The sequence below is a fragment of the Collinsella sp. CLA-SR-H006 genome (assembly GCF_040097075.1).
GTDB lineage: Bacteria > Actinomycetota > Coriobacteriia > Coriobacteriales > Coriobacteriaceae > Collinsella.
Genome location: NZ_JBBNPD010000007.1, coordinates 23,435 through 49,201 on the forward strand (window position 1 = coordinate 23,435; position 25,767 = coordinate 49,201).

General features: G+C 62.2%; 24 protein-coding genes. 7 read left to right on the plus strand and 17 right to left on the minus strand.

The features are described from left to right. Positions 1-120: 120 nt before the first annotated feature. The 3 genes from AAA069_RS05265 to AAA069_RS05275 form a co-directional block, all read right to left on the minus strand. Positions 121-822: a hypothetical protein gene (locus tag AAA069_RS05265; protein ID WP_349127755.1), complete on the minus strand. Its 702-nt coding sequence runs from the start codon at positions 820-822 to the stop codon at positions 121-123. Beyond that, positions 823-2,565, minus strand: coding sequence for a dihydropteroate synthase (folP, locus tag AAA069_RS05270; protein WP_217107394.1), 1,743 nt, complete (start codon positions 2,563-2,565; stop codon positions 823-825). A gap of 95 nt (positions 2,566-2,660) precedes the next feature. Continuing rightward, positions 2,661-3,413, minus strand: a complete 753-nt coding sequence (locus AAA069_RS05275) for an NAD-dependent protein deacylase (protein ID WP_349127756.1) — start codon at positions 3,411-3,413, stop codon at positions 2,661-2,663. 135 nt (positions 3,414-3,548) lie between these two features. On the opposite strand from AAA069_RS05275, the gene AAA069_RS05280 reads away from it, so the two are divergent. Continuing rightward, positions 3,549-4,367 carry an exodeoxyribonuclease III gene (locus AAA069_RS05280; RefSeq protein ID WP_349127757.1) on the plus strand — a complete coding sequence of 273 codons (819 nt, stop codon included), beginning with the start codon at positions 3,549-3,551 and terminating at the stop codon, positions 4,365-4,367. Positions 4,368-4,517: 150 nt separating this feature from the next. Here the strand turns inward: AAA069_RS05280 and AAA069_RS05285 are convergent, their stop codons facing one another. The 3 genes from AAA069_RS05285 to AAA069_RS05295 are packed head-to-tail and all read right to left on the minus strand — an operon-like array spanning position 4,518 to position 7,766. Next, positions 4,518-5,231 (minus strand): DUF6580 family putative transport protein, encoded by a 714-nt coding sequence (locus AAA069_RS05285; protein ID WP_349127758.1) that lies wholly within the window; start codon positions 5,229-5,231, stop codon positions 4,518-4,520. 4 nt (positions 5,232-5,235) lie between these two features. Further along, positions 5,236-6,879 carry an ATP-binding cassette domain-containing protein gene (locus tag AAA069_RS05290; RefSeq protein ID WP_349127759.1) on the minus strand — a complete coding sequence of 548 codons (1,644 nt, stop codon included), beginning with the start codon at positions 6,877-6,879 and terminating at the stop codon, positions 5,236-5,238. Then, positions 6,879-7,766, minus strand: a complete 888-nt coding sequence (locus AAA069_RS05295; RefSeq protein WP_271739759.1) for an energy-coupling factor transporter transmembrane component T — start codon at positions 7,764-7,766, stop codon at positions 6,879-6,881. The genes AAA069_RS05290 and AAA069_RS05295 overlap by 1 nt, the downstream gene beginning before the upstream one ends. 200 nt (positions 7,767-7,966) lie before the next feature. Between AAA069_RS05295 and glmU the strand changes: the two genes are divergently transcribed. The 5 genes from glmU to gltA all read left to right on the plus strand — a co-directional run bounded on the left by glmU (position 7,967) and on the right by gltA (position 14,025). Continuing rightward, on the plus strand, positions 7,967-9,379 hold the full coding sequence (gene glmU, locus AAA069_RS05300; RefSeq protein WP_349127760.1) for a bifunctional UDP-N-acetylglucosamine diphosphorylase/glucosamine-1-phosphate N-acetyltransferase GlmU: 1,413 nt from the start codon (positions 7,967-7,969) through the stop codon (positions 9,377-9,379). A gap of 192 nt (positions 9,380-9,571) precedes the next feature. Beyond that, complete coding sequence (locus tag AAA069_RS05305; protein ID WP_117769752.1) at positions 9,572-10,558, plus strand: ribose-phosphate pyrophosphokinase; 987 nt, start codon at positions 9,572-9,574, stop codon at positions 10,556-10,558. A 223-nt stretch (positions 10,559-10,781) separates the two neighbouring features. After that, positions 10,782-11,411 carry an aminoacyl-tRNA hydrolase gene (gene pth, locus AAA069_RS05310; protein WP_006235792.1) on the plus strand — a complete coding sequence of 210 codons (630 nt, stop codon included), beginning with the start codon at positions 10,782-10,784 and terminating at the stop codon, positions 11,409-11,411. A gap of 374 nt (positions 11,412-11,785) precedes the next feature. Continuing rightward, on the plus strand, positions 11,786-12,625 hold the full coding sequence (locus tag AAA069_RS05315) for a sulfide/dihydroorotate dehydrogenase-like FAD/NAD-binding protein (protein WP_006235793.1): 840 nt from the start codon (positions 11,786-11,788) through the stop codon (positions 12,623-12,625). Continuing rightward, positions 12,616-14,025 (plus strand): NADPH-dependent glutamate synthase, encoded by a 1,410-nt coding sequence (gene gltA, locus AAA069_RS05320; protein WP_349127761.1) that lies wholly within the window; start codon positions 12,616-12,618, stop codon positions 14,023-14,025. The genes AAA069_RS05315 and gltA overlap by 10 nt, the downstream gene beginning before the upstream one ends. A gap of 126 nt (positions 14,026-14,151) precedes the next feature. Here the strand turns inward: gltA and AAA069_RS05325 are convergent, their stop codons facing one another. The 11 genes from AAA069_RS05325 to purF form a co-directional block, all read right to left on the minus strand. After that, positions 14,152-14,775 (minus strand): cytidylate kinase-like family protein, encoded by a 624-nt coding sequence (locus tag AAA069_RS05325; protein ID WP_117734775.1) that lies wholly within the window; start codon positions 14,773-14,775, stop codon positions 14,152-14,154. Positions 14,776-14,823: 48 nt separating this feature from the next. Continuing rightward, positions 14,824-15,462 (minus strand): amino acid ABC transporter permease, encoded by a 639-nt coding sequence (locus AAA069_RS05330; protein ID WP_349127762.1) that lies wholly within the window; start codon positions 15,460-15,462, stop codon positions 14,824-14,826. Positions 15,463-15,465: 3 nt separating this feature from the next. Continuing rightward, positions 15,466-16,212, minus strand: a complete 747-nt coding sequence (locus tag AAA069_RS05335; protein WP_035136546.1) for an amino acid ABC transporter permease — start codon at positions 16,210-16,212, stop codon at positions 15,466-15,468. Positions 16,213-16,237: 25 nt separating this feature from the next. Then, positions 16,238-17,113, minus strand: a complete 876-nt coding sequence (locus tag AAA069_RS05340) for a transporter substrate-binding domain-containing protein (RefSeq protein WP_161144972.1) — start codon at positions 17,111-17,113, stop codon at positions 16,238-16,240. A gap of 8 nt (positions 17,114-17,121) precedes the next feature. Next, positions 17,122-17,853 (minus strand): amino acid ABC transporter ATP-binding protein, encoded by a 732-nt coding sequence (locus AAA069_RS05345; protein WP_055251548.1) that lies wholly within the window; start codon positions 17,851-17,853, stop codon positions 17,122-17,124. A gap of 246 nt (positions 17,854-18,099) precedes the next feature. Further along, a complete protein-coding gene (locus AAA069_RS05350; RefSeq protein ID WP_349127763.1) occupies positions 18,100-18,543 on the minus strand; it encodes a GatB/YqeY domain-containing protein in 444 nt (147 codons plus the stop codon). A gap of 54 nt (positions 18,544-18,597) precedes the next feature. Further along, positions 18,598-19,818 carry a peptidylprolyl isomerase gene (locus AAA069_RS05355; protein WP_349127764.1) on the minus strand — a complete coding sequence of 407 codons (1,221 nt, stop codon included), beginning with the start codon at positions 19,816-19,818 and terminating at the stop codon, positions 18,598-18,600. Positions 19,819-19,988: 170 nt separating this feature from the next. Then, positions 19,989-20,453: a PTS sugar transporter subunit IIA gene (locus AAA069_RS05360; protein ID WP_349127765.1), complete on the minus strand. Its 465-nt coding sequence runs from the start codon at positions 20,451-20,453 to the stop codon at positions 19,989-19,991. Positions 20,454-20,605: 152 nt separating this feature from the next. After that, positions 20,606-21,307: a phosphoribosylglycinamide formyltransferase gene (purN, locus tag AAA069_RS05365; RefSeq protein WP_349127766.1), complete on the minus strand. Its 702-nt coding sequence runs from the start codon at positions 21,305-21,307 to the stop codon at positions 20,606-20,608. Next, positions 21,297-22,400 (minus strand): phosphoribosylformylglycinamidine cyclo-ligase, encoded by a 1,104-nt coding sequence (gene purM / locus AAA069_RS05370; protein WP_055251557.1) that lies wholly within the window; start codon positions 22,398-22,400, stop codon positions 21,297-21,299. Before purM ends, purN begins: the two co-directional genes overlap by 11 nt. 156 nt (positions 22,401-22,556) lie before the next feature. Next, positions 22,557-24,227 carry an amidophosphoribosyltransferase gene (gene purF, locus AAA069_RS05375; RefSeq protein WP_349127767.1) on the minus strand — a complete coding sequence of 557 codons (1,671 nt, stop codon included), beginning with the start codon at positions 24,225-24,227 and terminating at the stop codon, positions 22,557-22,559. Between the two features lie 296 nt (positions 24,228-24,523). Here purF and AAA069_RS05380 point away from each other — a divergent pair, with 296 nt between their 5' ends. Next, positions 24,524-25,753 carry a putative ABC transporter permease gene (locus AAA069_RS05380; RefSeq protein ID WP_148331752.1) on the plus strand — a complete coding sequence of 410 codons (1,230 nt, stop codon included), beginning with the start codon at positions 24,524-24,526 and terminating at the stop codon, positions 25,751-25,753. Positions 25,754-25,767 lie beyond the last annotated feature (14 nt).

A 25,767-nucleotide genomic window follows, 5' to 3' on the forward strand; every position in this document is an offset into this window, starting at 1 on the left:
CGATGCCACAGCCCCCGCAAACGTTCGCCAAACCCATTCCCCAGATAGGCGAAACCCTCCCCGGCACAGGCCGAGAAGGGTCTTGTTGCCATCGTTATCTTTGAGCGCTGGCGCCCCGCGCTACAGCCCGCGAATTCGTACAGCCTCGGGCGGAAACTCCTGCTCGCCGGCATCGGTCTTGATGGTCGCGCGGCCCCAGATGTCCAGGCCCGCAAACACACCGACCGCAAGCGGCAAGCCGTTGGGAGACACCGCCGCAACCTGGCGGCCCAGCAGCGGCACCATGTCGAAGTACTCGCCCAGCACGGGAGCCAGCGGCCCTGCGGCGCCTTGCGGCGTGTTGGCAACAACCGCCCAGGCGTCCACGCGGGCCAGCACGGCGGCGGCCAGCGTCTCGACCAGCGCTTCGTCAGCCACGTCCACACCAAGCTCGCTCAGCGCCGAACGCTCAATATCCACCGTCACGGCACCGAACATGCCCGCAGCACCGGCACCGCCGTTCACGGCAACACGCGCGAGCGACGTCTCAAACGCAGGCGCACCGCACACGATATCGCTCGGCCACTGGATACCCACCTTACCGGCAAGGCCCAACCCCGGCGTCGAAGCCGTGCCCACAAGCGCGTCCATCATGCCCATAGCCGCCACAAACGGCAGGCCGTGGAAGGCATGCATGTTCACATCGGGGCGCACGACCAGCGAAAACATCAGCGATGCATCGCCCGCGCTCCACGCGCACCAGCCCGCGGACATGCCCTCGCGGCCCGCGCCGCGAGCCGCGTCGAGCTCGGTGCCAGCGGCAACAGCATTCATCTCGATCATCTACATACGCCCCAATTCGCCCACGATATGGCCCACGCGGTCCTCGGGCTCCTTGACCTCGACGCCGTTGTAGCGGAAGAACCGCGCCGGGTCGTGCATCAGGTCCTCGAGCGGCACCAGCACAAAATCGCGTTCGCCGATCAGCGGATGCGGCAGGCGCAGCTTTTTGCCGCCGTGGGTCTCGCCGTCCATCCACAGCAGGTCCAGGTCGATGGTGCGCGGACCGTTGGCCTTGGCCTTTTTGGAGCGGTCGCGCCCCAGCTCGGCCTCGATCTTCATAAGCTCGTCGAGCAGCACCAACGGCGCCAGCTCGGTCTTGATCTCGATGACGGCGTTGGCAAACGCGTCCTGGCGCGTCTCGTAGGCAGGCTCGCTCTCGTAGATCTTGGAGGAGTTGGACACGCAGGTGAGTGGAATCTCGGCGATCATCTCGCGTGCAGCGCGGATGTTGTCGCAGCGATGCCCCAGGTTGGAGCCCACAGCCACAAACGCGCGGCGCGGCTGCGGCTTGGCAACCGCCCAGTAACCGTTCAGGAACTGCGCAAAACCCGCGGCGTCGTGCACGCGCACGATGTTGGCACCGGCCTGGATGGCGCCCAGGCACACGCCAAACGTAGCGGCATCGCGCTCGGCGGCCTCGGTCACACCCGAGACGGCGCCCACAAAGCGCTTGCGCGACACGGCGCACATGAGCGGATAGCCCAGTGACGCCATCTTGGCAGTCTCGCGCTGGATGACGATGTCCTCGTTAGCCGACTTACCAAAGCCCGGGCCAGGATCAATGCAGATGCGGTCGCGCGACACGCCGGCATGGATGAGCGTGCGGGCCTGGTCGGACAGAAAGCCCATGACGCGGCGCATGATGGGCGCCGAATCGGGCAGGGTGAAGCGGCGGAGCTGCGAGGTGGGCACGTAGGCTTCCTCGCGGCGGGCGCTGCGGCGCATCATGGCGGCCAGGCGGTCATTGGACTCCGATGCGGCCTCGGTGGCTGCGGGAGTGGCCTCGGGCGCGGGCGCGACGGTCTCGGCGGCAGTAGCCTGCTCGGCGGCCGGCGTCTCCTGCTCGCTTGAAGGCTCGGACGTGGGCTCCGGTTCGCCAAACGGCAACGAGGGCTGCACCACGCCGCCCGGAAGCTTGGCCTCCGGCTTAGGCTCGCCCAGCAACTTGCCGCGACGGCGGCGAGCCGGCTTCTCGGCCTCACGCGCGGCCTCGGCAGCCGCCTCGCGCGCCTTCTCGGCAACAAACGCCGCTGCCGAGGTATCGAGCTGCACCGTTGCGTGTGTGCGTGCGGGCGCGGCGACCTCGCCGGCATGCATCACGATGACGCCGCAGGTGCTCGTCTTAACAAACTCGACCATCTTGGGATCGGTGAAGCCGGTCACGTCATTGACGATCGAGGCGCCGCAGCGCACGGCCGCCTTGGCAACCGCCACATGACGCGTGTCGATCGAGACGATGGCGCCCTCCTTGGCCAGCGCGCGCACCACGGGCAGCACGCGGCGAGCCTCCTCGTCTGGGTTGACCGGGGTAAAGCCGGGGCGCGTGGACTCGCCGCCCACGTCGATGATGTCGGCGCCGGCGTCGAGCATCGCCAGGCCGTACTCGATGGCGGCATCCGGGTCGAAGTGCTCCCCGCCATCGCTAAACGAATCGGGCGTCACGTTGAGGACGCCCATGATGCGCGGACGGTCAAAGCTGAGCTCATACTTTCCGCACCGCCATGTCTTGCTGTCGTTCGCCATGAACATCCTCCTAAAATGCCCACGCCGCCGAGCTTGGGGAGCTGGCGGCGGGGTCGCTTTGCACTCAGTCTTTCTATTGTATCCGCGCACGCGGGCTAGAACGCAAACGCGGCAGCGATGTCGCAAGAAATCAGCAGGTCGGCATTTGCATCCTGATCGGTGGGAGCAAGATTGCAAATGGCCAGCGTATCGCCGGTAAAGTAACGCGTAAGGCCTGCCGCCGGATACACCACGAGCGAGGTCCCGCCCACAATAAGGGCATCGGCCGCGGCGATGGCGGCAACGGCACCGGTCAGCACATGCTCATCGAGCGGCTCTTCGTAGAGCACTACATCGGGCTTGATGCGGCCGCCGCACGCGGGGCACGCAGGCACGCCCGCGGCGTCCTCGTGCTCGCGCGAGCAAATCCACTCGGCGCTATAGACCGCGCCGCACGACTGGCAAATGTTGCGATGGACCGATCCGTGCAGCTCGAACACGCGCTGTGAGCCGGCCATCTGATGCAGGCCGTCGATATTTTGCGTCACCACGGCATCAAGCTTGCCGGCGCGCTCCAGCTCGGCCAGCTTGGTGTGGCAGCGGTTGGGCTTGGCGCCAAGCGCGATCATCTTGGTGCGGTAGAAGTCGAAGAACTCGGCCGGGTGCACCTCGTAAAAGCTATGCGAGAGCATGGTCTCGGGCGGGTAGGCAAACTGTTGGTGATATAGGCCGTCCACGCTGCGGAAATCGGGGATGCCACTCGCCGTGGAAACGCCCGCGCCGCCAAAGAAGACCACGCGCTTGTGGGTGCCGAACAGCTCCGCCAGCGCGGCGGAGGCCTGCCTGGGGTCCGATATTGCCTGCGTCATATGAGTCCTCCGTCCTTGTTGGTCGGGCAGCGTTGAGCGACGTCCCAGCATGCGTCCTTTAAGTCAGCATGCGCGGAGCCCACCCCGCCCCTGTTGCGCTAATCTTAAGCCTGCCAACCCCGTCGAAAGGACACCATGCCTCAGACTTACACTTTCGCCTCGTGGAACGTCAACGGCCTGCGCGCCGTGCTCAAAAAGGACCCGAGCTTTATCCAGATCGCGCAAGAACTCGACGTCGATATCCTGGCGCTGCAAGAGACCAAGTTGCAAGAAGGCCAGGTTGATATTGACCTGCCCGGCTATCACCAAACCTGGAGCTACGCCGAGCGTAAAGGCTATTCGGGCACTGCGGTCTTTAGCCGCCAGGAACCGCTGCGCGTGCTGCACGCCGACGCGCTGCTACCCTACGCCGGCGAGGGCGAGGCGGCCGTACTCGTCGCCCAAGCCGCAACCGAGGGCCGCGTCTGTGCGCTCGAGTTCGACAAGTTTTGGTTTGTGGATGTCTACACGCCCAACGCGCAAAACGAACTCGCGCGCATCGATGTGCGCATGGCCTGGGACGATGCCTACCGCGGCTTTTTGAGCGCGCTTGAGCGCGAGACCGGCAAGCCCGTCGTAACTTGCGGCGACTTTAACGTGGCGCACGAGGAAATCGACCTTAAGAACCCCAAGTCCAACCGCGGCAACGCCGGCTTTTCGGACGAAGAACGCGGCAAGTTTACCGAGCTGCTCAACGCCGGGTTTACCGATACCTGGCGCGCGGCAAACCCCGACGTCGAGGGCGTCTACAGCTGGTGGAGCTACCGCTTTAATGCCCGCAAGAACAACGCAGGCTGGCGCATCGACTACTTCCTGGTAAGCGACGCAATCGCCGACAACGTACGCGACACCGGCATCCGCGGCGACATCTTCGGCAGCGACCACTGCCCCGTCACCCTCACGCTAGAACTCTAGCCCCAAGTAATTCCTGGGGGGGACAGAGGAAAACAGATTATGTGGCCCCTCTCCCCCTATAAGTTGCGGTGGAATAGTTCCTGTTTGGGCAGCAAATAGCCAAAAACGAGAACTATTCCACCGCAAGTTCGTGAGGGAACGCAAAATGCCCTACAGCCCGTACTTCACGACGACGCGGTCGATGCGGCGACACCAGGGCTTGTACAGAGCGGCCAAAAACACGCAGGTCGCGAGGCCGTGTGTGATATCGAACGGCACTGCCGTGGCAAGACGCGCCACGACGCCCGCCCACGTGAGCGGTTGTACAAAACCGATAATGTCGTACGCGTTGATCACCACGCCGTACAGCAGACCCGAAGCAAAGCCGTACGCCATCAGCGCCGGCATGCGCACGGTTCCATCCGCACGGTCGAACGCACCGGCATGCGCCAGCGCACCGCCAACATAGCCAACCAGGCCCCAGGCATACATCTGCCATGGCGTCCACATGCCCTGCCCAAAAAAGAAATTGCTGGTCAGTGCTGCCAACGCGCCGACCATGAAGCCGTTGCGACGCCCGAGCGTCGCCCCGGCGATGATGGCGATGGCGCTCACGGGTTTAAAGTCGGGAATGGGGCCGAACAAGATGCGGCCCGCCGCCGCCAGCGCCGCCAGCACCAGCGTGGGCATAATCTGGCGCAGGCCCGGTCGCGACGCCTCGTAGCCTGCAAAGAACAGCGCAAGCACCAGCGCCACCACGACAAGCATGGCGAGCGCCGCCTGCTCAACGCCCGCCAGCAACGCCGTTGCCATCACCGCAGGCACCGCCAACAACAGCGGAATCTCCAGTTTTGTGAGTAAACGCGAGAAACGACAGTCCGTCATCCCATCACGCCCTATAGAACACGTTGTCGGCAAAGAAGTCGGCCGGGGGCCCCACGCAGGCAATCTCGCCGTCAAACATCATGGCGACGTCGTCGGCTACCTGCTCGGCAAAGTCCAAATCGTGCGTAGCCATGATGACGGTGCCGCCTGCCTGCGCGTGCTTGCGCAAAGCGCAGGCGATGATGCGGCGGCTCTCCAGGTCCAAGCCCTTCGTGGGCTCGTCAAGCAACAGCAGCTCCGGACCAATCAGCAGCAGCTTTGCCAACGCAAGCAGCTGGCGCTGACCGCCCGAAAGATCGTACGGGTGACGCGCCTCCAAGCCGTCCAGTCCCAGTTGCGCTGCACGCTCCCGCGCCAAGTTCTCGTCATATCCGCAGGTCGATGCCCATTCCATCAGCTCGTCGCGCACCGTTTCGGCGACCAGCAATGCCTTGGGGTTCTGTGGCAACAGCGCCGCCGAGGCCGCTTCGCGCACCATGCGGCCGCGCTGCAGCTTGGCGGTCTTCGCCAGCACCGAGAGCATCGTCGACTTACCGCATCCGTTGCCGCCCACGATTGCATGCACCGCGCCAGCCGAAAACGAAGCATCGAGCCCGCGCAGCACCCAGCCGGACGCTCGATCGTAGCGAAACCAGCCTTCCGACAGGGTGGTAGCCGACCCGCCGTGCATTTTTTGGAGTATTCTGCTTCCATCCGTGCGCGAGAAGGCTTCCGAGCCGTTCTCGAGCGACGTTTGCGCCACAAATTCGGACGATTTGTCCAATTCCGAACTTTTTTTCGCGCTCGATACGTCCCCGGGCGGCTCCAGAGAGCCCAAATTGTCCTCACGTCTGCTGAATACTCCTTTATTTGCACATCGGATGGCACCCCACCCCAACATGTCATCGGAAAACAGCGATTCTCGGCGTCCCAAAGAAGCCATATCCGTCACCTCGCGCACGCGACCGTCCTCAATCCGGTACGCACACGTCACGTATTCGAGCATTGGGCGCGGCTGATGCGTCGCCACAACAACCGTGCAGCCCAGCTCGCGATTCACACGAAACAGCGCGTGCAGGAAATTCTTCTCCGCAACCGGATCAAGCTGAGACGTGGGCTCGTCGAGCAGCAGCACGCGCGGGCGCAATGCCAGCACAGCCGCCAGCGACAGCAGCTGTTTGCGTCCGCCCGAAAGCGTATCGGTGTCGCGGTGGAGCCAATCTTCCAGCCCAAAGAAATAGCTGGTCTCAGCTACGCGACGACGCATCTCATCACGCGCTAGCCCCAAGTTTTCCAGGCCAAACGCCATCTCGTGCCACACGGTTTCGCACACGATCTGGTTCTCGGGATCCTGGAACACATAGCCCACGCGCTCCGCCGATGCCCGCACATCCATGTCGGCGACGTTCTCGCCCAGCACGCGCGCATCGCCAGTGCGCTCGCCCGCCGGAGCGATCTCGGGTTTGAGCAGCGACAGCAGCGTCGACTTACCCGATCCGGTACCGCCAACAAGCAGCGCAAACGCACCTTGGGGAACAGACCAGTCGAGCCCCTCGAGCACCGCAGCATCAGCATCGGGGTAGGCAAAGCTCAGGCTCCGCACCTCAATCGCCGGCATATCCGGGCCGCACGCCGCGCCCGACACCGGGCCCCTATCCAACCGAGCCATCAGCCAAACCTCCTCTCATCAATCGCGTGCAATGCGCAAGGCAGCATCATCCAGGCAGCGTACACGACATAGCCCAGCCACGGCGCCGGCACCGAGAGCTGCGGATAAAACGAATACTGCGTCGTCGCGGTCGCCGCCACGGCCACCGCGGCGGCACCAAACAGCGCGAGCCCGACCAGCGCGGCAACGTCGCTGCGCCCCAGTCGATACCGCGCATACGTCGTACGACGTGTCGCGGCACCCCACCCGCGCGAGCGCATCGCGTCCGCGCGCTCCAGCGAATCTTCCATGCCCCAGCCCATCAACACGCTCGACGCCCGCAGGCGCGATCGCACGGGATCGGTGGGCGCGCGGCCCGGCACATCAATCGCATCCTGCACCGCCAGCACCGTACGACCGCGGCGCAAAAACTGCGGGATAAGCCTCATGCACATCGAGATCATGAGCGCAATCACCGGTGCGGCATTGCCCAGCAGCGCGAGCACCTTGTCGTATTCGAGCATCGACGCCGCGGCCTCAAACCACAGCACGCTCGCCACAAACAGTCCGCCCATGCACAGGCCATATACCATGCTCTCCAGATACACCGTGCGCATACCAATACGGAACAGCTCCGTCGAGCCCGAGGCGTTAAACAGCGGATTGACCAGCGCGATAATCAAAATCACCGGTAGCTGCCAGCGAAGCGCCCCCAACGTGCGCGCAGCACCGCGCGTCGCAAGCCCGTACGCCAGCCCGCCCGCAAGCGACAGCGCGATCAGCACCGGTTGCATCGAGAACATGGTGAGCCCCAGCGTCAGCACTATATAGAGTGCCGGCACAGCCGGATGCGACATCGAGAATGCCGCGACGGGCTCGCCGCCAAACTCCTCTCGTATGTTGTCCACGGGCACCCCCGTCCCCTCGCTCAAACGACAGCTCCGCAGCACCGCCAACGCCGCACGCAAGCAGCGCAAACGCCACGCCGGCGGCGCAAGCCTCAACCGCCGCAAACCAATCGTTACGCGCTCATCATATGCCTGCGGTATCATATTGCGCCGTGTATCGTTTCCAAACACACGTCTCTAATAACGTAACAGGAGATCACATGGACGCAACCGCAATTATCCTCGCCGCCGGCGAGGGCACCCGCATGAAGTCGAACCACTGCAAGGTTTCGCACAAGATCCTGGGCAAGCCCATGGTCCAGTGGATCGTCGACGCCACCATCAAGGCCGGCTGCAGCCGCGTCGTGGTCGTCATCGGCAGCCACGCCGACGAGATGCGCGCCCTCATCGATGGCGCCTATGCCAACAGCGCCACCAAGGTCGAGTGCGTCGAGCAGACCGAGCGCCTGGGCACCGGTCACGCCGTAAAGGTCGCGCTCGAGGCCTGCGGCATCACGCAAGGCCCCGTCGTCGTGCTCAACGGTGACCTGCCGCTCATCACCGCCGACACCGTCGCCAAGTTCGCGCAGACCGTCGCCACCGGCGAGCTCGCCTGCACCGTCATGACCATGACCCCGCCCGATCCTTTTGGCTACGGCCGCATCAAGCTGGGCGCCGACGGCCAGATCGAGCGCATCATCGAGCAGAAGGACTGCACGCCCGAGCAGGCCGCCACGCTGCTGGAGTGCAACGCCGGCTGCTACGCCTTTGACGGCGCGCAGCTCGCCGCCCACATTAACGAGATCGGCAACGACAACGCGCAGTCCGAGTACTACCTGCCCGACATGCTCGAAATCCTCAAGGGTCACGGCCAGGCGGTCTCCATCTTCCACTGCGACGACTACCGCGACGGCCTGGGCGTCAACAGCCGCATCCAGCTCGCGCAGCTCACCGCCATCGCGCGCGACCGCATCAACGAGCACTGGATGGCCGAGGGCGTCACCTTCATCGACCCCACGCAGGCTTGGATCGGCCCCGACGCTACCATCGGCCGCGACACCATCGTGTGGCCGCAGACGCATCTGATCGGTCACGTCACCGTGGGCGAAGAGTGCCAGCTCGGCCCCAACAGTCGCCTCACCGACACCACCGTCGGCAGCGGCTGCATCATCGATGAGACCATCGCCATCGAGGCCGTCATCGAGAACGGCGTCGACTGCGGCCCGCGCGCCTACCTGCGCCCGGGCACCCACATGCTCGACGGCTCCAAGGCCGGCACGCACGTGGAGATCAAGAAGTCCACAATCGGCGAGGGTTCCAAGGTGCCCCACCTGTCCTACATCGGCGACACCACCATGGGCTCCGGCGTCAACGTGGGCGCGGGCTCCATCACCTGCAACTACGACGGCGTCCACAAGCACAAGACCGTCATCGGCAAAGATGCCTTCATCGGTTCCGACACCATGATGGTCGCGCCCGCCCAGATTGGCGACGGCGCACTCGTGGCCGCCGGCTCCGTCATCACCGAGCCGGTCCCGGCCGACGCACTCGGTCTGGGCCGCGCCCGTCAGGTAAATATTGAGGGCTGGGCCGCCGATTATCGCCGCCGTCTGCACGAGGACGACGAGGCATAACGTTTTATCAAGCACAAAAGGAGCTGTTCCATGGGGACGGCTCCTTTTTCTATCGTGACCTGCGCGACCGGATGAGTGGTCGGTTCGTGTCCGTTGACGGTAAAGACGTTATCAAGACCCGATTAACCCCGCCGCACGGTTACAATGCAAAAAGGCATCTATATGGCATTCGATATATAAAGGAGAAGGGTAATGCCGATTAATGATCCCGAGAAGTCGGAGAATATGCGCAAGTCCATCCGCGTGTATTCCGGTTCCTCCAACCGTCCCCTCGCTCAGAAGATCGCTGAGTACCTTGGGGTCGAGCTTTCGGGCCTTACGCTAAAGCAGTTCGCCAACGGTGAGATTTACGCCCGCTACGACGAGACCGTCCGCGGCGCCGACGTCTTCCTGATTCAGTCCGTGGCCGGCGGCAACGTCAACGACATGCTCATGGAGCTGCTCATCGCCACCGACGCTGCCAAGCGCGCATCCGCCCGCTCCATCACCGCCGTCATCACCCACTACGGCTATGCCCGCCAGGACCGCAAGGCCGGCCCGCGCGAGCCCATCACCGCCCGCCTCGTCGCCAACCTGCTCGAGCGCGCCGGCGTCGACCGCATCATCACCCTCGACCTGCACCAGGGTCAGATCCAGGGCTTCTTTGATATCCCGGTCAACCACCTGTCCGCACTGCCGCTGTTTGGCCAGTACTACAACGCCATGAACTTCGACACCGACAACCTGGTTGTCGTCTCCCCCGACGTGGGCCGCGCCAAGGCCGCCAAGAAGCTGTCCGACATGCTCGGCTGCGACCTGGCCATCGCCCACAAGGGCCGTCCGCGCCACAACGCCGCCGAGGTCATGGGCATCATCGGTGACATCAAGGGCAAGACCTGCATCATCAACGACGACATGATCGACACCGCTGGCACCCTGTGCGCCAACGTCAAGGAGCTCAAGGCTATGGGCGCTGGCGACATCTACGTCTGCGCCACCCACGGCATCTTCTCCGGTCCGGCCATCGAGCGCCTGAACGACGCCCCGATCGTCGAGTGCGTCGTCACCGACGCCATTCCCGTCGAGGTCGGCGGCAAGATCAAGACCATCTCGGTCGCCGAGGAGTTCGCTCAGGCCATCTCCGCCGTTTACCACGAGGAGCCCGTCTCCACGCTCGTCGGCGGCGACTTCGCGCTGTAGTCGCATCGTCCTTGCAACCCGGCGCATCGCCGCCGGAACAGAAGAAACCCCCGCGCTCCCCCTTGCTTCGCAAAGGTCGCGCGGGGGTTTCTTCTGTTCCGGCGGCTCGCTCTGCCGCGGCCGTGCTTTTGTCTGGTGGGATTTCGCTGAAGCAAAGCCTCGCCTTCGGCGGGCGTGGTAGCCTTTGTCGTTGATTGAACTATTTACGTAACGGAGGACAAATATGGCAGCTGCACAGCCGCTTAAGATTCGCATGGTTGCCGGACTTGGCAACCCGGGCGAGGAATATGCCGAGACCCGCCACAACGCCGGCTTTAAGGCAATCGACGAGCTGGCCCGTCAGGCCGGCGTCACGTACTGGAAAAACCAGGCAGGCGCCGAGGTCGCGCTCATCAACATCAATGACCCCGAGGAAGAGGGCGGCAAGCGCCAGATTGTGCTGGTCAAGCCGCAGTCGTACATGAATACCTCGGGCGGTCCCATCTCCAAGCTCTGCCGCGAGTACAAGATCAAGGCCGAGGAACTGCTCGTAATCCACGACGAGCTCGATATTCCCGCCGGCGACGTGCGTGTTAAGGTGGGCGGCGGCCATGCTGGCCACAACGGCCTGCGCTCCATCATCGACAAGATGGGCAGCCGCGACTTCAGCCGCATCCGCACCGGCATCGGCAACCCTCCCGGCAAGATGGCCGTCGCCGACTACGTGCTTAAGCAGCTGCGTGCCCGCGAGGCCGAGGATTTCCAGGACACCTGCGCCCGCGCGGCCGACGCCGCCGGCCTGGCGATCGTGCACGGCGTGGTCTATGCCCGCGACCATGTCAACGGCGCCGCCTCCGCCAACGGCAAGCACTAAAACCTATCGTTTAGGGACAGGTTTATTTTGGCAGGTTTTACCTGCGGAAACGCCCCAGTTGCGGCATCGCAATCAACCGCGTGCCACCATACGCACATAGCACCCCAAAGGGGGCCGGCCTCATCACAACCCGAGGCCGGCCCCCTTTGCCGTTTTACCCGATAAGACTGACCAAAATAAACCTGCCCCTGTTTGGTAGGCCGAAGTAGATAAACCCTGCTCCCAACCGCCGAAGACACACGTAAGCGACATGTTCATGAGGGTATAATTTGCACCGTATGTCTGCACAACGCCTGTGCACGTACGGTTTTATTCGGGCTACCGTCCATTTCCGTGGAGGCACGGTTCGGCGGCCCTAACAAGAGAGGGGTTCTATGTATAAGATCCTGGAGAAGACGCAGTTCTCGGAGAAGGTGTTCAAGTTCCGCATCGAGGCGCCCGCAATCGCCAAGCATGCGCACGCTGGACAGTTCCTCATGGTTCGCGCCAACGAGACGGGCGAGCGCGTCCCGTTTACCCTGGCCGGCTGGAACGGTGACGAGGGCTGGGTCGAGTTCATCTTCATGGTGATCGGCAAGACCACCGAGATGCTGTCCACCTACGAGGCCGGCGAGTCGCTGCGCGACGTCGTGGGCCCGCTGGGCGTTCCCACCGAGATGGCTGAGGGCCCCTGCGCCGTCATTGGCGGCGGCGTCGGCCTGGCAATTGCCTTCCCGGTCGCCAAGCACCTGGTCGAGACCGGTCATGAGGTGCACGCCATCATGGGCGCCCGCACCAAGGACCTCCTGCTCATGGAGGACCAGTTCCGCGAGCTCCTCGACGAGGACCACATCCATATCACCACTGATGACGGTTCTTACGGCGAGCAGGGCGTTGTCACCGCTCCGCTGGAGCGCCTGCTGCAGGACAAGGCCGTGAGCCAGGTCTTCTGCGTCGGCCCCGTTCCGATGATGAAGTTCTCGACCCTCACCGCCCAGAAGTACGACACCCCCATCACCGCGTCCCTCAACCCCATCATGGTTGACGGCACCGGTATGTGCGGCTGCTGCCGCGTCGAGGTGGGCGGCGTGACCAAGTTCGCTTGCGTCGACGGCCCCGACTTTGATGCCACCCTGGTCGACTGGGATGACCTTCGTGCCCGCCAGGCCGCTTACCGTTCCGAAGAGGGCGAGTCCCTCAAGGCCTATGAGGAAAAGAGCTGCGCATGCCACTAGTTAACGGTCGTTTCGTTGCCGATATGAAGTCGCCCCGCACCCCCGATAACGAGGAGCCGGCTGCTGAGCGCGCCTGCGACTTCCGCCCCGTCGACAAGGGCTTCACCGAGGAGATGGCGCTGGCCGAGGCCGAGCGCTGCCTCAACTGCAAGAAGCCGTTCTGTGTTGAGGGCTGCCCCGTCAACATCAACATCCCCCGCTTTATCGAGCAGATCCGCGAGAAGGACTTCGGCGGCGCTCTCGATACCATCCGCGAGGACTCCATGCTTCCCGCCATCTGCGGCCGCGTCTGCCCGCAGGAGAACCAGTGCGAGGGCAAGTGCATCCGTGGCAAGAAGTCCGAGCCTGTGGCCATCGGCCAGCTCGAGCGCTTCCTGGGTGACCGCCCCGAGCTCGCTTCCACGCCCAAGATGGCTCCCAAGAACGGCAAGAAGGTCGCCGTCGTCGGCTCTGGCCCGTCCGGCATCACCTGCGCCGGCGAGCTCGCCCGCAACGGCTTTGACGTTACCGTCTTTGAGGCCTTCTTCACCGGTGGCGGCGTGCTGGTCTACGGCATCCCCGAGTTCCGTCTGCCCAAGGCGGTCGTCAAGCGCGAGATTGACGGCCTGGAGGACATGGGCGTCAAGTTTGAGTACAACTCCGTCGTGGGCAACATGGCCACGGCCGAGGAGCTGTTCGAGCAGGGCTTCGACGCCATCTACGTGGCGACCGGCGCTGGCCTGCCCAAGTTCCTCAACGTCCCCGGCGAGAACCTGCCCAACGTCTTCTTCGCGAACGAGTACCTCACCCGCGTGAACCTGATGAAGGCCAACAAGTTCCCCGAGTACGATACCCCCACCAAGCACGGCAAGAACGTCGTCGTCTTTGGTGGCGGCAACGTGGCTATGGACGCCGTCCGTACCGCCAAGCGTCTGGGCGCCGAGCACGCCATCATCGCTTACCGCCGTACCGAGGACGAGATGCCCTGCCGTCGTGCCGAGCTGCACCACGCCAAGGCCGAGGGCGTCGAGGTTCTGCCGCTCGTTTCCCCGCTCGAGTTTGTCGCTGGCGAGGACGGCTCCGTGTGCGCCGTCAAGGTCCAGAAGATGGAGCTCGGCGAGCCCGACGAGTCCGGCCGTCGTCGCCCGGTGCCCATCGAGGGCGCCATCGAGGAGATCCCCTGCGATGTCGCGATCTCGGCTATCGGCACCAACGCCAACCCCTTCGCTGCCAAGATCGGCGGCAAGATGGAGCTCAACAAGTGGGGCTACATCGTCGCCGACGAGGAGACCGGCCAGACCACCGATCCCCGCATCTGGGCTGGCGGCGACATCGTCACCGGTGCCGCTACGGTCATTCTGGCGATGGGCGCCGGCAAGAAGGCCGCTGTCTCCATCACCAAGAGCCTGCTGGGCGAGTAATCACCTACAGCGCTAACCACCAAACGGCAAAGTCCCCGTCGAGCACACGCCCGGCGGGGACTTTTTCTATGCCGGCCGCCCGACCACCACGATAGGGACAGGCACCTTTGTGATGGTTTTGGTCGGTTAGCCTTCGAGCTGGGCCACTTTGTAGCGGTAGGCAGCGGCGATAACGTCTTTGCAGCCCTCGCGGCCCAGCTTGGCGCGGTTGACGACGATGTCTTTACCGCTCGTCATCTTCCACTTTCCGGCACTGTAGCGCTTATAGAACGCCTCGCGCGCCTTCTGCTGCTGCTTGACCAGCTTGGCGCCCTTCTTTTTGTTGAGGCCGCGCTTCTTGCGCACGATCTCGACGCGGTCCTCAAAGGGCGCAGTCACCAGCACGGCGATGTGGTTGGGGTTGTTGCGCAGCAGATAATCGGACAGACGGCCTTCGATAATGCAGCTCTCGGTCTCACCCAGATCCAAAATCACCTGGCTCATCTTTTGGAACAACTTATCCGAGTACGAACGTGCATCGTAGCGGTCGGGCAGAAACGCCATGTTCTCCACGGCCAGACGCTCGTCGTAGGCGGCCATCTTGTCGAGCGACTCGCCCGCGCGCAGCGAAGCACGCACCAGCAGCTCGTTATCGTACAGCGGAATCCCCAGCTCATCGGCGAGGATGCGACCAATCTCGTGGCCCTCGGCGCCAAAGTCGCGCGCGATGGTAATGACCACAGGATTCTTCTTATTCTCCAGATCGCTCATCGCGATTCCTTTCTCTATGTGACAAAGGGACAGTCCCTTTGTCACATTCTACGCTGCCACGATACGACGTTGATACGCTCGGACCAGCAGCGAGATACCAAAGTTGAGCACAAAGTACATCGCAAACACCAAGCCGTAGAGCATAAGAACCTGCGACAGATCGATCGCGTGGGCCATCACGACATTTGCCGTGTACATGAGCTCGGCCACGTTAATGCCCGAAAGAAACGAGCTGTCCTTGATGACGGTCGTGCACTGGCTAAACAGCGCCGGAATGATCGTCTTAAACGTCTGCGGCAGAATGATGTAGCGCATGGTGGCAAAAAAGCCGAAGCCCTGGCTCTGCGCTGCCTCAAACTGGCCGCGCGGAATCGAGTTGAGGCCGCCGCGCACAATCTCGGCCATAACAGCGCTGGTAAACAGCGTAAAGGCGATGGTCGAAATCACAATGTCCAAACCCTGCACCGTAAAGTAGATAAACAGGATCCACAGCAGGTTCGGCGTGCAACGGAACAGCTCGATATAGGCGCTCACCAAAATACGGAACGGGCGGGGCGCGTAGCTTTTAACGAGCGCCAGCACCGTGCCAAAGATGAGCGAGAAAAAGATCGACAGCGCCGAGATCTCAATCGTCTTAACAAAGCCGCCCCAAATGTAGAGCAGGTTGGTCGCGTTGAAGATTTCCATGCGCTAGGCCTCCTCTACGTTGTCGAGCCCCAGCTCGGCCAGGCTCACGCCGCGCGGACGCTCCTTGGAGCGGCGCTCGAGCCACTGCACCAGCATGGCGAGCGGAAAGCAGATAATAAAGTACATAAGGCAGCAGACGATGTATCCCTGCAGGTAACCGTACAGACTCACAAAGTTGTCGGAACGGTACATAAGGTCGCCGCCGGCCACAAGTGCCAGCACCGACGTGTTCTTGACCAGGTTGAGCGCCTGGTTACACAGCGGCGGCAGAATGATCTTGAATGTCTGGGGCAGCACGATGTACCAATACGCCTGCGCACGGGTGAAGCCCTGGCTCTGGGCCGCTTCCATCTGACCGCGCGGAACCGCCTCGATACCAGTGCGGATGACCTCCGAAATGTAGGCCGCGTGATACAGGCCCACACCCAAGAAGCCCAGCACGAACGGCGCGATGCGCACCGGCTGGTCGGCACCGGTTATGGCCTGCAAAAACTGCGGACCGGCCATGTACATAAAGAGCACCTGCACGGGCAACGGGGTGTTCTGGTAAAACTCCACGTACACGCGGCTTATGGCGCGCAGCACGCGCGAGCGAGTGGTAGAGAACACGCCCAGCAGCGTGCCCAGCACCAGCGACAGCAGCAGGCCGGCAACGACCACCTGCAGCGTCACGCCAAAGCCCTCCCAGAAGGGCCCCATGTTTTGGAATGTCGTCGACCAACGGTCGGCGTCAAATAATCCTTCGAGCATTTGATTCCTTCCTTGGACGATGCGCCTATACAAGACCCCAGGTCTTGACCTCTTGGTCGAGCCAGCCGTCGGCCAGGCGATCGCAAATCACCTGATCGACCACGGCCGAAAGGTCGCAGCCCTTCTTGGTCGCCACGCCGTAGCCCTGCTCGCCAAACTTGACCTCGGGCTGCAGCAGCTCAACGGTCTCGTTCATGTAACCGGCCAGCGTGGAGCGGTCCATGGCAAAGACATCGATATTGCCGGCGTCGAGCGAACTCTTGATGATGGGGTAGCCGCTAAAGGCCCTAAACTCGGGCTTGCAGCTAAAGCCGTTGTCCTTGATCATCTGCTCGATCAGGCCCTGCGTGGTAGCACCCTGGCTCACGCCGATGACCTTGCCGTCCAGGTCCTCAATCGAGGTAAAGCCCGAACGCTTCTTGACCATGAGTCCCACGTAGTCGGTGCGGTACGGCGTCGAGAAATCCCAGCTCTTCTTGCGCTCGTCGGTGATGGTGTAGGTCGCCGCGACCACGTCAAGCTGGCCGTTATCGATCAGCGGGCCGCGCGTCTTGGGCGTTACATCGGTAAACTCGACAAGCTCCTGGGCGCGGGCCTCCTTGTAACTCACGCCAAAGACGGCAGCAGCGATCTGGTAGCACAAATCAACTTCCATGCCCTCAAAGCGGCCCTTGGCGGTGTCGTAATAGCCATAGCCGGGAACGTCCTTCTTAACGCCGGCATTCAGATGGCCACGCGACTTGATGGCCGCAAGCTTGGACCCCTTGTCGGAGCCCTCGCTGCTGGTGGAGTTGCCGCAACCGGCAAGCGCGGTCCCCGTCAGCGCAAGCATGCCGGCGCCCGCCAGCTGCAAAAAGTGACGGCGCGACACGGCCGCCCTCGTCATATCCGTCATGTCCATCACCGCACCTAGTGCAGAATCTTGGACAGGAACTCGCGGCAGCGCGGGTTCTCGGGGTTATCGAAGAAGTGCTCGGGCGTGCCCTCCTCCAGGATGCGGCCGTCCTCCATAAAGATGACGCGGTCGGCCACCTGGCGCGCAAAGCCCATCTCGTGCGTCACGCAGATCATGGTGATATCCTCCTGCGCGAGCTCAATCATAACGTCCAGGACTTCCTGGACCATCTCGGGGTCGAGCGCCGAGGTCGGTTCGTCAAACAGGATAATAGGCTGCTTGGTGCACAGGGCACGGGCGATGGCGATGCGCTGCTGCTGACCGCCCGAGAGATTCTGCGGATACTCGCCGGCCTTATGCGCCATGCCGACGCGCTTGAGCGCGGCGATGGCGATCTCGGTCGCCTCCTCCTTGCTCTTCTTTTGCAGCTTGATGGGCGCAAGCGTCAGGTTGCCGAGCACCGTCATGTTGGGATACAGGTTGAACTGCTGAAACACCATGGAACTATACTTGCGAGCCATCTCCAGGTGGTTCTTTTTGGTGAGCGGCGTACCGTCGATGATGACCTCGCCCGACGTGGGCTCCTCCAGATAATCGACGCAACGGATGAGCGTCGACTTACCCGAACCGGAAGGCCCGATCATTACGAGCTTCTCGCCGCGCTTGACGGTGAGATTGATATCTTTGAGCACATGCAGGTCGCCAAAGTACTTGTTGAGATGCTTGATCTCGATCATGTCTGCCATGAATGTCCCTTCCCTGCGTTTACACGAGTTGAACTATTGTACGGAAAGAACCACGTTTCCGCAGCCCACACTACATCCCCGTAAAGAACCCGCAACCTTCCACCCACTCATTGGGGACAGACTTAAATGAGTATCTGCTCATTGGGCACTCATTTAAGTCTGTCCCCAATGAGTGCCCAGCCCAGCAAAAAGGGGCGCGACCGCAATGGTCACGCCCCTCAGCATCGGCTATGTGTCGGCCAACCCTTAAGCCAGCTTTGCTCCGACGATCTTTGCCGCGGCCGGCTTATCGAAGTTGCCGCCGGTGGCCTTGCCCAGTGCACCCATAACCCGGCCCATCTGCTTCTTGGAAGTAGCGCCCAGCTCGGCGATAACCTGCTCGATCAGGGCCTCGAGCTCCTCGCCCGAAACCTGCGCGGGCAGCAGGCTCTCCAGAATCTTGACCTGCTCGGTCAGGTTGTCGGTACGCTCCTGGTCGGTACCGGCCTTGATGGACATCTCCAGCGTCTCGCTCGTCTGCTTGATCAGACGCTTGATCATGCTGTTGACGTCTTCCTCGGTCACATCGCGGCGCTCGTTGACCTCGATATTCTTCACCTCGGCCTTAACCTGGCGAATGATGGACAGGCGAACCTTGTCCTTGGCCTTCATGGCCGCGATCATTTCCTTCTGCAGCTCTTCGTTGGTCATCTGCAAATCCTCTCTAATAGGGTGGGCGGCACTCGCGCGAGCACCGCCCCATGATTACTCAGTCGTCGACGAATCGTCGGTCGAACTCTTGGTGACGCCCTTCAGGCTGACGTTATACGGGACGTCCTTGGGCATGGGGTTGACGGTGATGTCGGCATCCTTCTTGTACTGCTCCAGCCACTCGCTGTACGCGGTGCTGGCCGCCTGCGTCTTCACCACGTTGGAAACGTACTTCTTGATGGCCTTGGGCACCTGGTTGATGTCATCAACCTGATTATCGACATGGAAGTAGTCGGTGCACTTGATGACGTGGTAGCCATAGGTCGACTCGACGACTTCGCTCACGTCGCCCTTATTGAGCCCCTCGAGCGCCGTCTGGTAGCTGTCGACAAAGGTGGTGAGCTTATCCCAGCCCACATCGCCCTTCTTCTCCTTGGAACCTGTGTCCTCGGAGTACTGCTCAACGGCGTCCTCAAAGCTCAGCTCACCGGAGTTGATCTTGTCCAGGCACTCCTGCGCCTTGGCCTTGGCGGCGGCCTTGTCCTCGTCGGAGGCGTCGGAATCAACCTTGATCAGGATGTTCGACGAGCGGCGGGCGTCGTTGTAGCTGGACAGGTTTTCGTTGATGTAATCGACAATCTCGCTGTCCTTGGGCTTGCTCGTGGGCGCGACGGCATCCTTGAGTTTCTGCTGCGCCAGACTCTCCTTGAGCGAGTCCTTGTAGGTGTCCTCGGTATAGCCGTAGGTCTTGAGGGTCTTCTTAAAGGCCTTGGCACCGCCCGCGCTCTTGCACGCGTCCTTCCAAGCCTTCTCGACCTCCTCATCCGACACCGTCACGCCGTTCTCCTTCTGTGCCTGTTGAAGCAGAATCTGCTGCGTGTAGGAGTCGATGAGTTGCTTGCGGTACTTCTTGGGCGTGAGGTCGTTGTCAACCAGATACTGCGCCCAATCCTCGTCCTTGGTGTAGCCGTAGGACGTGCGCATGCTCATGATCTGCTTGGTCACAGTGTCCTCGGTGAGGTTGGTGCCGTTGATAGTAGCAGCAACACCGCCGGTCAGCTTGTAGCCCGAGGTATCCTCGGCCTGCGACATAAGGCCGGAGCACGCCATGGCCGAGACGGAAAGCAGCATTGCCAGCACGCCAATAACCACCAGGACAATCTTGACGGTCTTAGACACGTACGTCTTGCGCTGCTTCTTGCGAGAACTGGAGGCGGCGCGAGCCTGCTGCTCGGGCGTCGGCTCGGGCGCGGGGTTCTTTTTCTTATTTGCCATAGTTGGCCTTTCGCATAACGAATCGAACAAACGCCATTGTGTCACAACGCAGCCCCCGCGGCACGCTTGGTGCATTGGGGACAGGTTAATCTGCACCATTTTGGTGCAAAGGGGACAGCTCTGGCAGCCGGCAGTTAGGGACAGTCCCCAAGTGCCGATTCAGCCCCACCTTAGAAGTAGCGGCGGATGGCGTCGACCATGCCCTGGGGCGTGGTCTGGCCGAGCACGTCGGCTGCGGCATCGGCGCCCATAAAGATGTTCATGAGTGCCTGCAGGGCCTCGACCTGGCCGCCCGGCTCGGCAATACCCAAATTGATGACGATCTGCGCCGGCACCGGAGCGCCCATGCCAGCCATAGCGTTAAATGTCACGGGCGCGGCGGGCTTCACCACCGCGATATAGGGCTTGGCCACAAACCCCAGATCGGTATGCGGAATGGCAATGTTTGCCGCCGGCATGGCAAGACCCGTGGGATAGGCATCCTCGCGCGTGCGAACGGCGTCGAGCCAACCGGACGCAATGTAGCCACGTGGTGCAAGCTCGCCCTCGAGCCGCGCAAGCACCTCATCCGGCGTTGAGCACTCCCAATCAAAAAACACCAACTCAGGCGTAAACAGCGCTTCGTTATCCGCCATGCGCTCACCTCTCTCATCTAGTCACCTGCGACGTTCTTGAATGACTAGTCGTTAAAGACCGTCCCCGATGACTACCCAAAACAAAAGGTGGCCACGCGCGCCTTGGCACCAATGACCACCCTGACTACTCGGCTAAATTGTACTGTGCGCCGCTAGCCGCGAGGCGCGTCAATTGCGACCTTGCCGCTCTCCAGCACGTGGACGCGGCCGTCGGCGAGCATCTGCACGACCTCGGGATACAGCACGTGCTCAATCGCGTGGATGTGCTCCTCGAGCGTGTCGACATCCCAGCCCTCCTCAACAGCCAGCGCACGCTGGGCGATGATGGGACCGTTGTCGTAGATCTCGTTGGCAAAATGCACGGTCACGCCAGTTACCTTGACGCCGCGCGCAAAGGCATCGTCAATCGCATGCGCACCGGTAAAGCTCGGCAGCAGCGCCGGATGCAAGTTGACCACGCGGTTGGGAAACGCCGCCAGCAGCGGCGTGTGCACCATGCGCATGTAGCCGGCCATGACCACATACTCGCAGCCGCGCTCGAGAAGCTCGTGCGCGATGATCTCGTCAGCGGCGATGGGGTCGGCGTAGACATCCTTGGACAGCGTGAGCGTCTGGATGCCCGCGCGCTCAGCGCGCTGCAAACCCTTAGCCGAAGGACGGCTCGACACCACAAGCTCAATCGAAGCGTTGAGCTTGCCGACGGCGATCAGATCGATCAGCGCCTGCAGGTTGGTACCCGAACCGCTGATGAGCACACCGATCTTGAGCGGCTCGGCCGTATCGGTGCCGGTCGGACGGGTATAGGGCACAAAATCCAGGCCCTCGGCAGCAGTCATCTGCTCGTTAGCGCTCATCGGAGTACACGACCTTACCGGAACCCTCGACGCACTCGCCCACGCGGAACGGCTTCTCGCCCAGCGCGACCAGAGCCTCGGTCACCGCGGCCTCGTCCTCGGGGGCGACGATCAGGCACAGGCCAACGCCCATGTTGAAGGTCTTGCATGCCTCATTGGGCGCGAGCTCGGCCTGGCGCGACACATAGGTGATGACGGGCGGAACGTCCCAGCCCATCTCGGCACCGTTGCGGGTGACCACGGCGTCGACGTCGTCGGCGAGCGCGCGGTTGAGGTTCTCGGTAATACCGCCGCCAGTGATGTGGGCGATGGCGTGCACGTTGGCGCCGCCGCGCAGCAGCTCTAGAATCGGCTTGACGTAGATGCGCGTGGGGGCCAACAGGGCGTCTGCCAGCGATGCGCCGCCGAGTTCCTCGAGCGGACGGCTCAGTTCCTCGGCCTTAGCGGCGGCCTCGGGCGTGCCCGGCTTAATGCCGTCGACGCCGATGACCTTACGCACGAGCGAGTAGCCGTTGGAGTGCACGCCGGTGGAAGGCAGGCCCAGAATTACGTCGCCGGGGCGGACGTTCGCGGGGTCGAGCATCTTGGGACGATCGACGACGCCCACGGTAAAGCCGGCGAGGTCGTAGTCGGCCGGAGCCATGACGCCCGGGTGCTCGGCCATCTCGCCGCCCACGAGCGCGCAGCCCGCGAGCTTGCAGCCGTCGGCCACGCCCTTGATGATCTTTGCCATGTGCTCGGCCTCGATGTGACCGATGGCAACGTAGTCCAGGAAGAACAGCGGCTCGGCGCCCGAAGCCAAAATGTCATTGACGCACATGGCGACCAGGTCCTGGCCCACCGTCTCGTGACGGTCCATGATCTGGGCGAGCACGAGCTTGGTGCCCACGCCGTCGGTGCCGCTGATCAGGATCGGATCTTCCATATCCTTAAGCGCGGCGGCCGAGAACAGGCCACCAAAGCCACCGATGCCGCCGATAACCTCGGGGCGGTTGGTGTCCTTAACCATTTGCTTAATAGCGTCGACGGCGCGGCCGCCCTCGGCGGTATCGACGCCGGCATCCTCATACGTCACATGCTTGCTGTCGCTCATCTGAGCCTTCCTCTCCCACTACCGTCCGCCGCGCGGGCGCCAAACGGTGCTCATAGTTGCGTTCATTTCGGCGCGCGCCATAACAGCACGCGCCGTCATATCAACAAAACAGCAGGTAAAACCTACCAAAATGAACCTGTCCCTACATGGCAGGTTTTAGGCCTCGCCGTGCTTCTCTTCCCAGCTGCGGTCGTCGTATTTCTCGACCACGGCGTCGTCGTCAAAGTGCAGCGGCTTATCCAGGTTGCGGGGCTTAAAGCCCTCCATAAACTTGTCGCGGCCAAAGCTCTCGGGAATCGCCACGGGGTAGCGGCCGGTAAAGCACGCATCGCAGTAACCGCCCTTGGGCATGACCTTCAGCAGGCCCTCGACCGAAAGGAAGGCCAGCGAATCGGCGCCGATATACTCGCAAATCTCGTCGACCGTCTTGTTGGCGCTGATAAGCTGCGACTGTACGTCGGTATCGATACCGTAGAAGCACGGCCAGATGACCTCGGGCGAGTTGATGCGGATATGAATCTCCTTGGCGCCAGCGTTGCGCAGCATCTTGACGAGCTGCACCATGGTGGTGCCACGCACGATGGAGTCGTCGATGACGACCAGGCGCTTGCCCTCGATGTTGTCGCGCAGCGGGTTGAGCTTCATGCGCACGCCCATGGCGCGCAACTCCTGCGTAGGCTCGATAAACGTACGGCCCACGTAGCGGTTCTTGATGAGGCCCTCGCCAAAGGGAATGCCGCTCTCGTGCGAATAGCCCTCCGCGGGCGGCAGGCCGGAGTCGGGCACGCCGATGACCAGGTCGGCCTCGACGGGCTCCTCATGTGCCAGCTGACGACCCATGTCGTAACGGCAGGCATAGACGCTCTTGCCGTTCATGATAGAGTCGGGGCGGGCAAAGTAGACCTGCTCAAAGATGCAGTTGGCGGGCTCTTCAGCTGCAGGCACGCCCTGCTCGGATACCAGACCCTCGGCGCTGATGCGCAAGATCTCGCCGGGACGGACGTCGCGAACGTACTCGGCACCCACAATGTCAAGTGCGCAGGTCTCGGAAGCAACGACCCAGCCGCCGGCGCGCGTGACATGGACGGCGGAGTCGACCGTCGCGGCGCCGTCTTGCGAGGGCAGCTGCGAAACGGATGCGGCATCGGCTTGGTCCAGACCCTCGTCCACCAGCTTGCCCAGCACGAGCGGGCGAATGCCGTGCGGATCGCGGAAGGCGTAGAGCGCCTGCTCGTTGATGAGCGTCATGGCGTAGCCGCCGCGCACAAGCTCCATGGTCTTGCGAATGCCCTCGCGCAGGTGGCCCGTACGCTGGGTAAAGTAGCCGATAAGCTTGGTCGCGACCTCGGAATCCGAATTGGAGAGGAACGGCACGCCCAGCTCGATTAGCTGGCGGCGCAGCTCGTCGGTGTTGACCAGAGTGCCGTTGTGAGCAAGCGCGATAATGACGCTGTTGATGGTAGAAAGATGCGGCTGCGAGGCTTCCCAGCTCTTGGCACCGGCAGTGCCATAGCGCACGTGGCCCACGGCCAGCTGACCGGAGAGCGTCGACAGGTCGGCGTTGGAGAACACGCGATCGAGCAGTCCCAGGTCTTTGCGAACCATAACCGTGCCGCCGTCGCCCACGGCGATTCCCGCCGATTCCTGGCCGCGATGCTGCAGCGCGCGCAGACCAAAGTACGTCAGTCGAGCCACATCGCGATCGGGCGCCCACACACCAAAAATGCCGCATTCCTCATGCAGCTGGTCAGAGTCCGGATCATACGTCGACATGGCGTTCACCTGTCCCGCGGCACGCTCGGCCGCGCGGATGGTTTCTTGAGACATGGCATCCCCTCAGAGCCTCGTATTTTGGCGTTACCCGCCTTATTATACGCACGGCGCGACGCGCTCCCCCGCGCATGAGCAGCGCTTTTTAAAAGCCCACCGAGCTTATTATCCGTTTTGCGACCAAACATTTTATTGGGTAGTCCACTCTCAGGGGCAACGGCCTCGAAGACTTCCCGTGCGCCGTGTCTCGCCCGCGCTAGGGGCTACATTGTTGCAATTGGGACGTTCGTCCTGTCTTTTAGCTGGTCGTCGGCGTATCCTTGTAGGCTACTACAAGACGAGAAAGGTAGCGTATGGATCGAAATCAACTCGACCCCAGTGTCCCCAGCACCACGGAGGCCAAGAAGATCCCCCTTATCATCAAGGTCTACGCAGTCCTGTGCACCCTATCTGGCGTGGGCACGCTCCCGTCAGTCGCCGTCTTTATGTGGCAGGTCATCACCGCACTCATTAACGGCAACGTCGCCGCTAAGCTCGGTGATAACACCCTGGTCGCGGTTGGCCTTATCGTCGCCGGCATTATGCTCTCGGCGGCAAGCGCGATCATCTTGATCGTCTTTGGCCTGGACCTCATCAAGGACCAGCGGCGCAATGCCGCCCGCCTGTCTTACGTCCTCATCGCATTTACCGTCGTGGAGCTTTTAGTTGACGTGATGCTCCAGGGCATCGGACCCTTCCTGCTGCGCCCCGCCGTCCAGCTTGTCATCCTCATTGCGCTGTCGGCCACCGTCGACCCCACGCTACGCCAGGAGCGCGAACTGCAGCGCCGTCTGCAAGAGATGCTCGACCGCGATGCCGCCGCCGAGGGGATGCTCGGCCGCGACGAAACCGGCGAGGGCTACATCAAGCTCAACTACTTCAACCTGTTCTGGGTATTCTTCGTCTGCAGCGTGTTAGGTCTCATTCTCGAGGAAGTCTGGCATATGGTCGTCGTCGATCCCGGCGTCTATCAGGACCGTGCCGGTATGCTATTTGGCCCCTTTAGCCCCATCTACGGATTTGGCGCGGTGCTCATGACCATGGCGCTCAACCGCTTCTATAAAAAGAATCCTCTGATCATTTTCCTGGTAAGTGCCCTGATCGGCGGCGCTTTCGAGGTGTTTGTAGGCTGGTTTATGCAGACCTCATTTGGCGTGGTGTCGTGGAGCTATTCACACATTAGGCTATTCGGCATGCCCGATCCCATCGCGGTATTGACCGGGGGACGCACATGCACGCCGTTTGCCTGCATGTGGGGCCTGGGTGGCCTCATCTGGATCAAGGTCTTGCTGCCGCGTCTGCTTAAGCTCATCAATATGATTCCATGGAAACGCCGCTACTCTGCTACCGTCATCCTGACCGCCGTCATGTTGATCGACGGCGTCATGACGTTGCAATCGCTCGACTATTGGTATCAGCGCGTCAACGGAACCGTTCGAAATATTCCCGTCGCACAGTTCTATGACAAGCATTTCGATAACGAATATATGGAGAACCGTTTTCAGAGTATGACCATGAGCCCCAAGGACGCCACACGCGTGTAGCAAACGCCAGAGCA